Annotated in this window: 15 protein-coding genes; all 15 read left to right on the top strand. The window is 45.0% G+C overall.

Annotated features, from left to right (window positions below; genetic code table 11):
• Positions 1-193: 193 nt before the first annotated feature.
• The 15 genes from ACHBGV_RS01210 (at position 194) to ACHBGV_RS01140 (ending at position 14,485) form a co-directional block, all read left to right on the top strand.
• On the top strand, positions 194-1,702 hold the full coding sequence (locus tag ACHBGV_RS01210) for a PTS transporter subunit EIIC (RefSeq protein ID WP_394735475.1): 1,509 nt from the start codon (positions 194-196) through the stop codon (positions 1,700-1,702).
• Positions 1,703-1,899: 197 nt separating this feature from the next.
• Positions 1,900-2,601 (top strand): N-acetylmannosamine-6-phosphate 2-epimerase, encoded by a 702-nt coding sequence (locus ACHBGV_RS01205; RefSeq protein ID WP_105123191.1) that lies wholly within the window; start codon positions 1,900-1,902, stop codon positions 2,599-2,601.
• A 54-nt stretch (positions 2,602-2,655) separates the two neighbouring features.
• Positions 2,656-3,969, top strand: a complete 1,314-nt coding sequence (locus ACHBGV_RS01200) for an ABC transporter substrate-binding protein (protein WP_105160630.1) — start codon at positions 2,656-2,658, stop codon at positions 3,967-3,969.
• Between the two features lie 94 nt (positions 3,970-4,063).
• Entirely contained in the window at positions 4,064-4,951 is an 888-nt protein-coding gene (locus ACHBGV_RS01195; RefSeq protein ID WP_161943016.1) for a carbohydrate ABC transporter permease, read from the top strand.
• A gap of 13 nt (positions 4,952-4,964) precedes the next feature.
• Positions 4,965-5,795: a carbohydrate ABC transporter permease gene (locus ACHBGV_RS01190; protein ID WP_105110344.1), complete on the top strand. Its 831-nt coding sequence runs from the start codon at positions 4,965-4,967 to the stop codon at positions 5,793-5,795.
• A gap of 331 nt (positions 5,796-6,126) precedes the next feature.
• On the top strand, positions 6,127-6,576 hold the full coding sequence (locus ACHBGV_RS01185) for a YhcH/YjgK/YiaL family protein (RefSeq protein WP_125265687.1): 450 nt from the start codon (positions 6,127-6,129) through the stop codon (positions 6,574-6,576).
• 9 nt (positions 6,577-6,585) lie between these two features.
• Positions 6,586-7,212 (top strand): DUF624 domain-containing protein, encoded by a 627-nt coding sequence (locus ACHBGV_RS01180; protein WP_105123194.1) that lies wholly within the window; start codon positions 6,586-6,588, stop codon positions 7,210-7,212.
• Between the two features lie 43 nt (positions 7,213-7,255).
• Positions 7,256-8,176, top strand: coding sequence for a dihydrodipicolinate synthase family protein (locus ACHBGV_RS01175; RefSeq protein ID WP_394735474.1), 921 nt, complete (start codon positions 7,256-7,258; stop codon positions 8,174-8,176).
• 12 nt (positions 8,177-8,188) lie between these two features.
• A complete protein-coding gene (locus ACHBGV_RS01170) occupies positions 8,189-9,085 on the top strand; it encodes an ROK family protein (RefSeq protein WP_394735473.1) in 897 nt (298 codons plus the stop codon).
• 4 nt (positions 9,086-9,089) lie between these two features.
• Positions 9,090-10,058: an acetylxylan esterase gene (locus tag ACHBGV_RS01165; RefSeq protein WP_394718926.1), complete on the top strand. Its 969-nt coding sequence runs from the start codon at positions 9,090-9,092 to the stop codon at positions 10,056-10,058.
• A 116-nt stretch (positions 10,059-10,174) separates the two neighbouring features.
• Complete coding sequence (locus ACHBGV_RS01160) at positions 10,175-11,110, top strand: manganese-dependent inorganic pyrophosphatase (protein ID WP_394735472.1); 936 nt, start codon at positions 10,175-10,177, stop codon at positions 11,108-11,110.
• 88 nt (positions 11,111-11,198) lie between these two features.
• Positions 11,199-11,663, top strand: a complete 465-nt coding sequence (locus ACHBGV_RS01155; protein WP_394735471.1) for a phage tail protein — start codon at positions 11,199-11,201, stop codon at positions 11,661-11,663.
• Between the two features lie 151 nt (positions 11,664-11,814).
• Positions 11,815-12,768: an ABC transporter permease gene (locus ACHBGV_RS01150; protein WP_394735470.1), complete on the top strand. Its 954-nt coding sequence runs from the start codon at positions 11,815-11,817 to the stop codon at positions 12,766-12,768.
• Positions 12,765-13,733, top strand: a complete 969-nt coding sequence (locus ACHBGV_RS01145) for an iron chelate uptake ABC transporter family permease subunit (protein ID WP_105160637.1) — start codon at positions 12,765-12,767, stop codon at positions 13,731-13,733. The genes ACHBGV_RS01150 and ACHBGV_RS01145 overlap by 4 nt, the downstream gene beginning before the upstream one ends.
• Entirely contained in the window at positions 13,733-14,485 is a 753-nt protein-coding gene (locus tag ACHBGV_RS01140; protein ID WP_394731883.1) for an ABC transporter ATP-binding protein, read from the top strand. The genes ACHBGV_RS01145 and ACHBGV_RS01140 overlap by 1 nt, the downstream gene beginning before the upstream one ends.
• The last annotated feature ends 5 nt before the right edge of the window (positions 14,486-14,490 follow it).

Raw genomic sequence — 14,490 nt, 5'->3', positions numbered from 1 at the left:
GCTGGTTTTTTATTTTGGAGCTAATCGAAAGTAATTTCACAATTTATAAAATTTATCTATAATCTTAAAACTACTTTCTAAACAAGTTCAGATGGTTGAAATTCCTAAAAACTATGCTTATAATGTTTTTGTAAACGTTAACATTTTGTAAAAGAGCGATGATGTCGTTCCATGCTTTAGAAAGGAGTTTCTGATGAACTTCAAGAAGTTTTCTCAGTTGGGGCAGGCTTTCATGCTGCCCATATCTATCTTACCGGTTGCTGGTTTACTCCTGGGTATCGGGGGTGCCTTGTCCAACAGTAATGCGGTTTCTCAATTTCCTGTATTAGACCAGGCTTGGTTACAGGCAACTTTCACCATTATGAGTACAGCTGGTAGTGCTGTCTTTGCTAATTTGGCCCTTATTTTTGCGGTCGGAGTGGCAGTTGGTCTTGCAGATGCCGACAAGGGAACAGCTGGTTTATCAGCTGCGGTGTCCTACTTGGTGTATACAGCTACGATTAGTGGTTTTCTACAGTTATTTGCAGAAGAAGGTGCTAGTATTGACACAGGAGTGGTCGGTGCTTTGGCTATTGGTATCACAGTAGCAAATCTCCACAATAAATATAGGAAAATTGAGTTACCAGCCTTCCTAGGTTTCTTTGGAGGTTCGCGCTTTATTCCAATAGTGTCGTCTTTTGCAGCCATTGCCTTTGGTGGGATTTTCTATTTGATTTGGCCACCGATTCAGGGGCTTTTGGTGACATTCGGTGAAACAATATCAGAAATGGGAAGTCTAGGAACGTTCCTTTATGGATTTGGCTTACGGTTAACCGGAGCTTTTGGTTTACACCATACTATCTATCCGATGTTCTGGTATACTTCACTGGGTGGAAGTGAAGTAGTTGCCGGTGAAACGATTCAAGGTGCTCAGAATATTTTCTTTGCACAATTGGCTGATCCCAACCATACTGGATTATTTACATACGGGACTCGTTTCTTTGCCGGTCGTTTTGCGACTATGATTTTTGGTTTGCCGGCTTCTTGTTTGGCCATGTACCATGCTATTCCAAAGGAAAATCGTAAAAAAGTTGGCAGTTTCTATTCAAGTAGTGCCCTTACGTCCTTGTTGACAGGGATTACAGAACCAATTGAATTCTCCTTCCTATTTGTTGCTCCATGGTTGTACGTCGTCCATGCCTTCCTAGATGGTGTCTCTTTCTTGGTAGCTGACTTGCTACAAATTCGTATCGGGAATTCCTTCTCTGGTGGTTTGATTGACTATCTTATCTTTGGTGTTTTCCAAGGCAATGACAAAACCAACTGGCTCTTGGTGCTTCCAGTCGGTTTGGCCTGGGCAGCTATGTATTATGTTGTTTTCAAATTCCTAGTGACCAAGTTCCATGTTCTAGTGCCTGGTATGGAAACGGGTGATAGCTCTGCAAATTCTGATAAGGTATTGAAAAACGGCTCAACCCTCTATGATAGTGCCACTTCAATCATTGATGCCTTGGGTGGCGAAACCAATATAGAACACGTGACAGCCTGTGCGACTCGCCTCAGAGTATCCTTGAAGGACAGTCAAATGGTTGACAAGGATGTCCTGAAAGCGATTGGAGCAACAGCAGTTCTGGATGTGAAAGATGGTATTCAAGCCATCTATGGCGGACGGGCTATTCTTTATAGCCAAGAAATCAATCAGATTTTGGGCAGAGAAGAATAGCAAGGACAATCGACCAGCTTCGGCTGGTTTTTACTTTTGAAATTTTCTGACTTCTGAAAGTAGTTTTAGGAATATGTTAGATTTTACAATTTTTGAAACTGAAACCTATTATATGGCAATATATTGAATTATTGTATCCGAGGCGTTATAATAACAATGTAAGCGCTAACTCGGATCCGTCATTGAAAGGAGAATTCATGGCTAAATTGAGTAAGGAGGCCTTGATTGAACAAATAAAACCAGGGATCATCATTTCTTGCCAGGCCCTACCAGGTGAGCCACTGTATAGGGAAGAAGGCGGGATAATGCCCCTCATGGTTAAGGCAGCCCAGGAAGCAGGAGCTGTTGGTATTCGGGCCAACAGTGTTCGAGATATAAAAGAAATTAAAGAAGTGACCAACCTACCTATTATCGGTATTATCAAGCGGGATTACCCACCACAGGAGCCTTTTATCACAGCGACCATGAAGGAGGTCGATGAGCTGGCAGCCCTGGACATTGAGGTTATTGCACTAGATTGTACCAAGCGGGAACGGTACGACGGTTTGACTATCGTCGAGTTTATCAAGCAAATCAAGGAAAAATACCCAGACCAGCTCTTCATGGCAGATGTTTCCACCTATGAAGAAGGTCTGACGGCCTACGAGGCAGGTATTGACTTTGTCGGCACCACTCTCTCAGGCTATACTTCTTATAGCCGTCAGGGAGAAGGACCAGATATCGAGCTAGTAGATCGATTGGTTAAGGCGGGCATAGATGTCATTGCTGAAGGCAAAATCCATTATCCGGACCAGGTTAAAACGATTCACGACCTTGGTGTGGCAGGAATTGTAGTTGGTGGGGCTATTACTCGACCAAAAGAAATCGCAGAGCGTTTTATCAAGGCTTTGCAGGCTTAAATTGTCATCAAACTCCCCACAGGGGAAAATTAAAAAAATAAAAGGAGTAGAATGATGAAAAAAATCATGCATTCATTGTTAGCAGGTGCAGCTATTTTGTCACTTGCAGCTTGTGCCAATAAGGCAAGTGACACTACCGCATCATCTGCAGCAGAGTCAGGCAGCTCTGACAAGACAGAAATCACTTGGTGGGCCTTCCCAGTCTTCACGCAAGAAAAAACAGAAGATGGTGTGGGTACCTATGAGCAAAAAATTATTGCTGCTTTTGAGGAAGCAAACCCGGATATCGATGTGAAATTGGAAACCATCGACTTCACATCTGGACCTGAAAAAATCACGACAGCTATTGAAGCGGGCACTGCGCCAGATGTGCTCTTTGACGCACCAGGTCGTATCATTACCTACGGAAAAAATGGTAAATTGGCTGATTTGAACGACCTCTTTACAGATGATTTTGTTAAGGATGTCAACAACGATAACATCATCCAAGCGTCTAAAGCTGGTGATACAGCCTACATGTATCCAATCAGCTCTGCTCCATTCTACATGGCCTTTAACAAAGCGATGTTGAAAGATGCTGGTGTTCTTGATCTTGTCAAAGATGGCTGGACAACAGATGACTTTGAAAAAGTCATCAAGGCTTTGAAAGACAAAGGCTACAACCCAGGTTCCCTCTTCTCGAATGGTCAAGGTGGTGACCAAGGTACTCGTGCCTTCCTTGCGAACCTTTACAGCGGAAGCATCACAGACCCTGAAGTAACCAAGTACACAACTGACTCAGAACAAATGATTAAAGCCCTTGATAAGGCAGCTGGCTGGATCAAAGATGGCTACATGATGAACGGTTCTCAATATGCTGGTGGTGACGATATCCAAAACTTTGCAAATGGTCAAACATCTTACACCATCCTTTGGGCACCATCTCAAAATGGTATCCAACAACAATTGTTGGAAGCATCAGGCGTAGAAGTGCTTGAAGTTCTCTTCCCATCAGAAGATGGTAAACCAGACCTTGAATACCTTGTAAACGGCTTTGCAGTCTTCAACAATGGCGACGAAGCGCGTGTAGCAGCATCTAAGAAATTCCTTCAATTCATCGCAGATGATGCTGAGTGGGGACCTAAGAACGTTGTTCGTACAGGTGCCTTCCCAGTTCGTACATCCTTTGGAGCACTCTATGATGATGAACGCATGGCAATGATTGACGAGTGGACTCAATACTACTCTCCATACTACAACACCATTGACGGTTTTGCTGAAATGAGAACACTTTGGTTCCCAATGTTGCAAGCAGTATCAAATGGCGAACAAGACGCGGAAACAGCTTTGAAAGACTTCACTGAAAAAGCGAACGCAACCATTAAATAATATTTGAAAGTAGGCTCCTTTTCTAATCCCATTTCTAACGAGATCTAGAAAGGGAGCTCTTGCTTTCTAACTTGAAAGAATTGAGGTGTTTGCATTGCAAATCAACAAAATACGAATGCGGGAAACCATTGTTTCCTACACGTTCTTGGCCCCAGTTTTGGTATTCTTTACCGTCTTTGTCTTGGCACCTATGGTCATGGGATTTGTGACTAGTTTCTTCAACTACACCATGACGGACTTTACCTTTGTCGGCTTGGATAACTATGTGCGGATGTTCAACGATCCTATCTTCATCAAATCCTTGATTAACACCTTGGTTATCGTTGTGGGATCAGTGCCAGTCGTGATTTTTTTCTCGCTCTTTGTAGCGGCCAATACCTACCAGAAAAACGTCATCGCTCGTTCCTTCTATCGAGCAGTCTTCTTCCTACCGGTGGTTACTGGTTCGGTAGCTGTAACGGTTGTCTGGAAATGGATTTACGATCCTCTGTCGGGTATTCTTAACTTTGTTTTGAAATCAGGTGGTATTATTGAACAAAATATCTCTTGGCTTGGAGACAAACAGTGGGCCCTCTGGGCAATTGTCATCATTCTCCTGACTACATCTGTCGGTCAGCCCATTATCCTCTATATCGCTGCTCTGGGAAATATTGATAATTCCTTGGTAGAAGCAGCACGGGTAGACGGTGCCAATGAAACCCAGGTTTTCTGGCAAATCAAGTGGCCTAGCCTATTGCCTACAACCCTTTACATTACAGTTATTACAACCATTAACTCCTTCCAGATTTTCGCGCTTATCCAGCTCTTGACATCTGGTGGACCAAACTATTCAACATCGACCCTCATGTACTATCTCTACGAAAAAGCCTTCAAGCTTTCTGAGTATGGCTATGCCAATACCATGGGTGTCTTCCTTGCAGTCTTGATTGCTATCATTTCCTTTATCCAATTCAAGGTTCTTGGAAATGATGTGGAATATTAGAAAGGAGGTCAAGATGAAAAAGAAAACCATTACCCCATTTTCAATCCTATCTTCAGTGATTTTGTTGACCTTGACTGTCCTCTTTATCTTTCCTTTCTACTGGATTATGACAGGTGCCTTCAAGTCTCAACCCCATACCATTGTCATTCCGCCCCAGTGGTGGCCAACTGAGCCAACCCTGGAAAATTTTGTTAAGTTGACTGTGCAAAACCCAGCCCTGCAATGGTTGTGGAACTCAGTCTTTATTTCCTTAGCTACCATGATTTTGGTTTGTGCGACCTCATCCTTGGCAGGCTATGTTCTGGCCAAGAAACGCTTCTACGGTCAGAAAATTCTTTTCTCTATCTTCATCGCGGCCATGGCCCTGCCTAAGCAGGTAGTCTTGGTGCCGCTGGTACGGATTGTTAATTTCATGGGTATCCACGATACGCTGGCAGCGGTTATTTTGCCACTGGTTGGCTGGCCATTCGGTGTCTTCCTCATGAAGCAATTCTCAGAAAATATCCCGACCGAGCTTTTGGAATCAGCTAAGATTGACGGTTGTGGCGAGCTATCTACCTTTTGGAATGTGGCCTTCCCAATCGTAAAACCTGGCTTTGCGGCCCTGGCAATCTTTACCTTTATCAATTCTTGGAACGACTACTTCATGCAATTGGTTATGTTGACCTCTCGTCAGAACTTGACCATTTCCCTGGGCGTTGCGACCATGCAGGCCGAGATGGCGACCAACTACGGTCTCATCATGGCGGGTGCTGCTATGGCGGCCGTACCGATCGTAACCGTCTTCCTTGTCTTCCAGAAATCATTTACACAGGGGATTACCATGGGTGCTGTGAAAGGCTGATGCTCGTCGAAAATGGCTTTGTCTCGTCGTTATGTCGTCTCGGTAAACTTTAGTTATACCTTTGACTTCCTTGCCTAGATACCAAGCCATTTTCTTAGAGCATCCCGTTGGAGTGTTGATGAAGACTGTTTCAGCTAGGCTAAAAGAAATTTACATTGCCAAATCCCGTTGGGTTGGTTGATCAGTTTTCGTGGGAAATAGTACGAGACTTGGTCGATTTGGTTTGACGAGTGAAAACCTCCACCGGAGCTTTTCACTCACCAAGGCTCTTGACAACGGATGATTTTGATTTTCGCAGAGTATTAAAGCAAATATGGATTAGAGGTTGTATATGATTTACGATCTGATTGAAAATATTGCAACATATAAGGGGCTGGATCCGCATCTGGATCTGGCAATCGATAGTATTTTGAGTGGTGACTTCAAGACACAAGATCCTGGCAGGTACGAGCTGGCTGGGGACAAGGTTTTCTGCTTTGTTCAGGACAATCAGCTGGCGGAGCCAGGGCAGCGTTTTGAATACCATAGAAATTATGCAGATCTGCATTTTCTTCTAGCTGGTCAAGAAATGATTTCCTACGGATATGACGGTCTGGAGGACTTAGAACCTTATCAAGCCCAGTCAGATGTTGGCTTTGTGACGGCATCCAGTCAGCTTGATTTGACCATCAATGACCAGTATTTTGCCTTTTTCCTGCCAGGAGAGTCTCATTTGCCCAACCAAAAAGCGGGTGAGGGAGAACAGGTCCGCAAACTTGTGTACAAAATTTTGATAGAATAGGAGATTTCCATGAAAAAGACAGGTGGTCAGCTATTACAATCTTTATTCGATGTCAATCACCCATTTTGGCAATCGGTGGAAAAGGTCTTCACCATTTTCCTTCTGAATATTTGCTTTGTGGTGACCAGTTTGCCTGTCTTGACCTTTGGAATTGCCCGCCTGGCTCTCTTTGCCAGTCTGGACATCCTTAGAAAGGAAGGAAAAGTGGCTGTTCTTGCGACCTATCCTGTCATGGTGAAGCGGTATTGGAAACAGGGCTTGACCTTGGGTCTGCTGGAAGGTCTCTTGGTGGGAGTCTGCATCCTGAACTTATTCTTGACTTCGGGTGTGACCTCGCTGCCCATACAAATTCTGCGCCTGGTCTGCTTTGCGACCCTCATCTTTAGTCAGTTGATGATTCCTTACCTCTATCGAGTGGCCAGTCAAGTAGAATTGCCCTTGGTTCAGCTGGGCCTGACTGCCCTGATGCAGTCGGCTCGAAACCTTTGGTTGACCCTGGCTATTGTCGTGGTACTTCTGGTCCTAGTCTTTGTAGCTTTCTTCAATGGTCTGACCTTTTTGGTCGTCCTCTCATTGCTGGCTACTTTCGGCTACGCGGGCCTGGTCTATCTCTTCCTTCTTTACTATAAATCCTGAAATCTTGAAATCCTGAAAAACTGATAAATTTGAAAGGAATCTTATGTCTCATTTAGAAAAATACAAAGGAATTATCCCAGCATTTTATGCCTGTTACGGCGAAAATGGAGAAATTGATTCGCAACGTGTCAAAGAACTGACCCGCTATTTTATTGAAAAAGGAGTAAAAGGACTGTATGTCAATGGTTCTTCTGGTGAATGCATTTATCAGAGTGTGGCGGATCGTAAGTTAGTCCTTGAAGCAGTTATGGAAGAGGCGCGTGGTAAATTGACCATTATCAACCATGTGGCCTGCAACAATCTCAAGGACAGTCAAGAATTGGCCCGTCACTCTGAAGAATTGGGTGTTGATGCCATTGCGGCCATTCCGCCGATTTATTTCCACCTGCCAGAGTACGGCATCGCTGACTACTGGAACGGCATCAGCAGTGCCGCACCAAATACGGACTTCATGATTTACAACATTCCGCAGTTGGCTGGTGTGGCTTTAACGACAAGCCTCTACAAGGAAATGCTGAAGAATCCTCGTGTCATCGGGGTGAAAAATTCATCCATGCCAGTGCAGGACATTGACACCTTTATCAACATTGCTGGTCCAGACTATATTGTCTTCAATGGTCCAGATGAGCAATTCTTAGGAGGGCGTCTCATGGGAGCTGGCGGTGGAATTGGTGGTACCTATGGCGCTATGCCAGAGCTCTTTTTGGCCATGGACGATATGATTAGCAAGAAAGAATTAGAAAAAGCACGAGAACTTCAGGCTGAGATTAACCGAATTATTAACAAACTATGCTCCGCTCACGGTCATATGTACGCAGTTATCAAGGAAGTTCTTCGTATCAATGAAGACTTGGACATAGGATCAGTTCGGGAACCATTGTCCTCTCTTAAAGATACAGATTTGGCCATTGCCAAGGAGGCGGCGGCCATGATTACTCAAGCTAAGATAACGTTTATCAGCTAATGGAGGTGACTTATGACACGCTATTTAGCAGTAGATATAGGTGGTACCCAGATCAAATACGGACTGGTTAACCAGGATGGGAAACTTCTGGAGCAGTATAAAATGGATACCCAGGCTCACCTGGGAGGGCCACATATCCTTGCGACAGTTAAGGATTTGGTAAGAAAATACAAGGACAATTCTGATATTGCAGGTGTAGCTATTTCGTCAGCAGGAATGGTCGACCATGTTAAAGGGGAAATCTTCTACTCTGGACCGCAAATTCCTAACTACGCCGGAACAAAATTCAAGGCTGAAATCGAGGCAACATTTGGATTGCCCTGTGAAATGGAAAACGATGTCAACTGTGCAGGTCTAGCAGAAGGAATTTCGGGTTCGGGTCAAGACAATCAAATTTGCCTTTGCCTGACGATTGGCACTGGCATTGGTGGCTGTCTCCTTATCGACAAGGAAATCTACCACGGATCTAGTAATGCAGCCTGTGAAGTAGGCTATCTCCCCTTGTCTGACGGGGCCTTTCAAGATATTGCTTCAACGACAGCTCTAGTTCAGCATGTGGCAGACCTGCATGGGGATAATCCATCCGAATGGGATGGGTATCGGATTTTTCAAGAAGCCAAAAATGGCAACAGCAAGTGTCAAGTGGCTATTCATCAACTAGTGGACAATCTTGGTAAGGGCATTGCAACCATTACTTATGTAGTCAATCCGGAGATTGTCATCCTAGGTGGTGGAATAATGGGGCAGAAAGAATATCTGGAACCCATGATTCAAGAAGCAATAAAACGTCATTTATTACCAAGCTTGGTTGAAAAAACAAGGATTGCATTTGCTAAACATGAAAATGCAGCTGGCATGCTAGGGGCCTTCTATCATTTTGCCCAAAAACAGGGCTTGAAAGTTGGGTGAGTCTATGATTGATACCATGTCCCTGGAGGCTATGCGTACCTATCGTGGTCGTCATGAGCTTCCAGAAGATTTTGATAGTTTTTGGCAGCAGCAACTAGCTGCATTGCCAGAACTGCCAGATTATGATTTGCTTGAAAAGCCAGCTGGTTTGCCTGGTGTGATTTGCTATGAACTCTATTTTACAGGTACCAACGGCTCACGGGTCTTTGCCAAAACTATTTTTCCGGAAGCTGAACAGCCTGTGCCTGTTCTCTTCTATTTCCACGGCTACCAAGGCCAATCACCTGACTGGGCTGAATTGCTCAAGTTTACGGCAGCTGGCTACGGTGTTGTGGCCATGGACGTGCGTGGTCAGGCCGGTTGTTCCCAGGATTTGGGCCAATTTAAGGGCCTGACAGTCAAGGGGCAGGTCATTCGTGGCATGTTGCAGGGACCAGACCATCTTTTCTACAAGGATGTTTACCTGGATGTCTACCAGCTGATTAAGCTAGTGGCTGGCTTTGACTTTGTGGATGAGCACCAGCTGATGAGTTATGGGGCCTCCCAAGGCGGGGCCCTGGCTCTGGTAGCGGCCAGCCTCTATTCAGACCTATCAAAATGCCTGTCTATTTATCCTTTCCTATCGGACTTCAAGCGAGTCTTGGAATTGGGTAATAACAGCGAGGCCTATGATGAGCTCTTCCGTTATTTCAAATACTCGGATCCCTTCCATGAGACGGAGGAGCAGGTATTGCAGACCCTGTCCTACATTGACATTAAAAACTTGGCTCATTTGGTAAAATGCCCTGTGGCCATGGTGACTGGTCTAGAGGACGGAGTTTGTCCACCTTCGACCCAGTTTGCGGCCTATAACCGCCTGGAAGTTGAAAAAGAAATGAAAATCCTTCCAGACTATGGGCACGATGCCCTCAACGTCAAGGTTAATGACTATGCCTTTGATTACTTGGTGGGGACACGATTTTTAGGTGATTAATTTTTCGATACAATGAATGCAGAAACTAGGTCGTGAAAAGCCTGGTTTCTTTTGTTTTCAAGAGTCATCTTTTATGGTAAAATGTAGGAGATTATTAGAAAAATGAGGTTGTAGACATGTCTAAATTTTTAGTTTTTGGTCACCAAAATCCTGACACAGATGCCATTGCATCATCATACGGCTGGGCTCACTTGGAGCGTGAAGTGTTTGGTCGTGATGCGGAAGCAGTTGCACTTGGAACGCCAAATGAAGAAACAGCCTTTGCGCTTGACTATTTTGGTGTGACAGCACCGCGCGTGGTTGAGTCTGCTAAGGCAGAAGGCGTTAGCCAAGTCATCTTGACGGACCACAATGAATTCCAACAATCAATCGCAGACATCAAGGATGTGGAAGTTGCAGCTGTTATTGACCATCACCGTGTTGCCAACTTTGAAACGGCAAATCCATTGTACATGCGTTTGGAGCCGGTTGGTTCAGCATCTTCAATCGTTTACCGTGCCTTCAAAGAAAATGGTGTGACACCTCCAAAAGAAGTAGCTGGACTTCTTCTATCAGGTTTGATTTCAGATACGCTCTTGCTCAAATCTCCAACCACTCACGCAACAGATCCACAAGTAGCAGCTGAATTGGCGGAAATTGCTGGTGTAAACTTGGAAGAATACGGCTTGGCACTCTTGAAAGCAGGTACCAATCTTTCCAGTAAGTCAGCAGAAGAATTGATCGACATCGACGCAAAAACCTTCGGTTTGAACGGAAATGACGTGCGTGTAGCCCAAGTCAACACAGTGGATATTGCGGAAGTCTTGGAACGCCAAGCAGAAATCGAAGCAGCTATGACAGCAGCATCAGCAGCAAATGGCTACTCTGACTTTGTTTTGATGATTACAGACATCGTTAACTCAAACTCTGAAATCCTTGCCCTCGGTAGCAACATGGACAAGGTAGAAGCAGCCTTCAACTTCAAGTTGGAAAACAACCACGCTTTCCTTGCTGGTGCCGTTTCACGTAAGAAACAAGTGGTACCACAATTGACAGAAGCGTTTAACGCCTAATGAATTTTTTCTACCGACCTCGAACCTGAAGTTGGTAGAGAAGCCTTACCTAGCACCTTCGGGTGCTTTCTTTATTGAAAGGAAAATCATGGCTTATACAGTAAATTTTAAAGAAGTCGAAACGACAGGCTTGGAAACTAGTCCAGTCGCAGAAGTCTTGGCCGGTCTGCGTGCCAACGAAGCTCGCTATTTCTGGAACAAATACAAGCAGGAGTTCGTGGTCTATAGCCCAGAGGAGAAGCCTGAAATCCTGCCCTTCATAGAGCAGGTCTTGGCAGAGCGGGACATGAACTTTCCATACACCCCGCTTAACGTAGCCCAGCTTGAGGTAGATGGCGTTCTCTGGTCTTTTGTCTTTTATGACAATGGCCTGGCTGTCAATGTCCTCTATACGCTAGAAGAAGGAGGCAAACGAGCGGTCGGTTTCAAATTGTCGGACGGGATTGACATTCCCAAAGAATTTGAAGGAAAATTCAAGTTTGCCCGCCAACGCTCCAAACTAGCTGGGGAAATCCGTGGGACTTACTTTAATGTTAAGGGTGAATATTTATAAGTTAGAATCTCAAGCAGTTGATTTTGCTTGGGATTTTTTTATGCTGTTGAGACTGATTCTATTTTAAATTAGAATTATCTGACAATTATAATCAAAGATTGACATTTACCTGCTTTTCTGTTAAGCTTGTACTATTGAAAAATGAGGTATCATGAAAAATAAAATTCTCCTAGCTGGTCTGACGGCTAGTTTAATCATTCTTTCTTTATCCATTGGCAGTCATGCCGGCTTTTCCTGGCTTGGGCTTTTTCAGGGACAGGATACGTCTAGGATCCTCTTTTGGGAATCGCGTCTTCCCAGAACTCTTGCCATTATCTTAGCCAGTGGGGCCATTTCCCTGTCGGGCTTGTTAATGCAAACCGTGTCACAAAATCCCTACGCAGCCCCCTCGACAACAGGGACGACAGAGGCAGCCCAGCTGGGTATTCTCTTGTCTTTATTTGCCTTTCCCAAGGCCACTCTCTTTCAAAAAATGAGTTTTGCCTTTCTTACTGCCCTGCTCTTTACAACGGTTTTCATCCAAGTTATCCGGCGCTTGCAGTTCAAGGAAAAGTGGGTTATGCCCTTGGTAGGACTGATTTACAGTGGTATTATCGGCTCTTTTGCCCAGATGATTGCCTTTCGGTTTAACCTCATTCAGTCCATGACCGCATGGAGTCAGGGTTCTTTTTCCATGATTCAGCGCAATCAGTACGAATGGCTCTTCTTGTTGGTTTTCGTCTTGATTGCCATTTGGTACTATTCGGATGCCTTTTCGGTCATGGCTCTGGGTGAGGATGCCAGTCGGAATTTGGGTTTGCCTTACCAAGCCTATGAGACCTTGGATCTAGCCTTGGTGTCTCTGACCTCGGCTGTGACCATGATTACGGTCGGCGCTCTGCCATTTCTGGGCGTCATCATTCCCAATCTGGTTCGGCAGTACGCAGGCGATTATTTCAAGAAAGTCAAAGGCTTGGTGGTCATCTGGGGCATCCTCTTGGTCTTGGTCTGTGACATCTTGGCACGTTTGGTCATCTGGCCTTACGAGGTCTCAGTTTCTTTGATTTTGGGAGTGGTCGGCACCCTAGCCTTTCTCCTCATTATCTGGCAAGGAGCGCGTGCATGAACCGTATCAAACGCTCAACCTTGCTTCTGATTGGCATTTTGTCGGCCATCGCTGTTTTGGGAACGCTATTTTATCTCCTGCCAGATGGTAGCCTGCCCAATTCTTACATCCTGAACCTACGCTTGAAAAAATTGCTGGTCTATCTGGTGGTGGCTGTCATTGCTAGTTTTTCCACCTTCAGCTTTCAGGCGGTGACGGGCAATCGTTTCCTGACCCCGTCTGTGCTGGGACTGGAAAGTTTCTACGTCCTTATGCAGTCTCTTTTCCTATTTTTCTTTTGGAAATGGTCGCAGGGATTGGCACCCAATTCCCTGACCGAATTTTTCATGGTGCTGGGCTTGCAGGCTGGATTTTTCTTGCTCTTGCAACCAGCTATCAAGGCACTTTTGAATAAGGGAATTGGTCTTATTCTTCTCATTTGCATGACCTTGGGAACCTTTTTCCGTAGTACATCCACCTTTCTACAAGTCTTGATGGAGCCCAATGAATATGACAAACTGCAGTCCAAACTCTTTGCCTCCTTGCAGAATGTCAATGAGGGCGTCCTACTTGTGGTGGTGGGATTGGCCATTCTGATTTGTGGTTTGCTCTACCGCAAGGGCAAGGTACTGGATACCTTTTATCTGGGAAAAGACAATGCTCGGCTCTTGGGCGTGGACGTGGAAAAGGAGCAGCAACAGCTTCTCTGGTTAGTTGCTCTGTTAGTTTCAGCCTCCACAGCCTTGGTCGGTCCCTTGTCTTTCTTGGGCTTCATTCTGGCCAATCTCACCTATCAGCTGGTCAATGATTTTCGTCATCGAACTCTCTTTTTAGTTGGCTCTCTGCTCGGCTTTGTTAGCCTTTTACTGGCTCAAACCTTGGTCGAAAGAGTCTTTAACTTCAATATCAGCATTCGGACGGTCATTGAATTGATCGGTGGTATTTTCTTCTTTTATCTCTTGTACAAGGAGCGTAATAAGCTATGATTAAAATGGAAAATATTTCCAAGAAATATGGGACCAATCCAATCTTAGACGAAATTGGTCTTAACATCGAAAAAGCTAAGTTTACCGCCTTTATCGGACCAAATGGCGCAGGCAAATCAACGCTTTTATCGCTGATTAGCCGACTTTTGCCCAAGGAGCAGGGGCTGCTCTATATCAAGGGGCAGGAAATCGAAAGTTGGGACTCGGTTGAATTAGCCAAGGAATTATCCATGCTCAAGCAAAAGGTGGATTATCAAGTCAAATTAACGGTCGAGGAGCTAATTTCCTTTGGTCGCTATCCCTACAGCAAGGGGCGCTTGACAGCTGTCGACTATGAGCATATCAATCAGGCTATTTCCTATATGGAATTGGAGAATTTCCGCCATCGTCCTATTGACCAGTTATCGGGGGGGCAGTTGCAGCGGGTCAACATTGCCATGATTTTGGCTCAGGATACGGAGATTATCCTCTTGGACGAGCCGCTCAATAATCTGGACATCAAGCAAGGGATTTTGATGATGAAAACCCTCCGTCGTCTGGTGGATGACCTGCACAAGACGGTGGTGGTTGTCATTCACGACATCAATGTGGCTAGCCAATTTGTCGACCAGATGGTCGCCTTTAAAGATGGCAAGGTCTATTCCCAGGGGCAACCCCATGAGGTCATGACGGAGCCTATCCTCAGCTCCCTTTATGATATGGAGCTGACCATCGCCGATATTGACGGCAAGAAAATTTGTCTCTATAAATAGAAAGG

This window comes from Streptococcus sp. A34, from assembly GCF_043674115.1.
GTDB lineage: Bacteria > Bacillota > Bacilli > Lactobacillales > Streptococcaceae > Streptococcus > Streptococcus suis_V.
The sequence above is the reverse complement of the archived record's forward strand: the minus strand, read 5'-3'. Positions and strand labels throughout refer to the sequence as shown.

What these genes read in the sequence shown, in the direction of transcription:
- ACHBGV_RS01210 (WP_394735475.1), top strand. Translation starts at nt 194, where the DNA reads ATGAACTTCAAGAAGTTTTCTCAGTTGGGGCAGGCTTTCATGCTGCCC.
- ACHBGV_RS01205 (WP_105123191.1), top strand. Translation starts at nt 1,900, where the DNA reads ATGGCTAAATTGAGTAAGGAGGCCTTGATTGAACAAATAAAACCAGGG.
- ACHBGV_RS01200 (WP_105160630.1), top strand. Translation starts at nt 2,656, where the DNA reads ATGAAAAAAATCATGCATTCATTGTTAGCAGGTGCAGCTATTTTGTCA.
- ACHBGV_RS01190 (WP_105110344.1), top strand. Translation starts at nt 4,965, where the DNA reads ATGAAAAAGAAAACCATTACCCCATTTTCAATCCTATCTTCAGTGATT.
- ACHBGV_RS01185 (WP_125265687.1), top strand. Translation starts at nt 6,127, where the DNA reads ATGATTTACGATCTGATTGAAAATATTGCAACATATAAGGGGCTGGAT.
- ACHBGV_RS01180 (WP_105123194.1), top strand. Translation starts at nt 6,586, where the DNA reads ATGAAAAAGACAGGTGGTCAGCTATTACAATCTTTATTCGATGTCAAT.
- ACHBGV_RS01175 (WP_394735474.1), top strand. Translation starts at nt 7,256, where the DNA reads ATGTCTCATTTAGAAAAATACAAAGGAATTATCCCAGCATTTTATGCC.
- ACHBGV_RS01170 (WP_394735473.1), top strand. Translation starts at nt 8,189, where the DNA reads ATGACACGCTATTTAGCAGTAGATATAGGTGGTACCCAGATCAAATAC.
- ACHBGV_RS01165 (WP_394718926.1), top strand. Translation starts at nt 9,090, where the DNA reads ATGATTGATACCATGTCCCTGGAGGCTATGCGTACCTATCGTGGTCGT.
- ACHBGV_RS01160 (WP_394735472.1), top strand. Translation starts at nt 10,175, where the DNA reads ATGTCTAAATTTTTAGTTTTTGGTCACCAAAATCCTGACACAGATGCC.
- ACHBGV_RS01155 (WP_394735471.1), top strand. Translation starts at nt 11,199, where the DNA reads ATGGCTTATACAGTAAATTTTAAAGAAGTCGAAACGACAGGCTTGGAA.
- ACHBGV_RS01150 (WP_394735470.1), top strand. Translation starts at nt 11,815, where the DNA reads ATGAAAAATAAAATTCTCCTAGCTGGTCTGACGGCTAGTTTAATCATT.
- ACHBGV_RS01145 (WP_105160637.1), top strand. Translation starts at nt 12,765, where the DNA reads ATGAACCGTATCAAACGCTCAACCTTGCTTCTGATTGGCATTTTGTCG.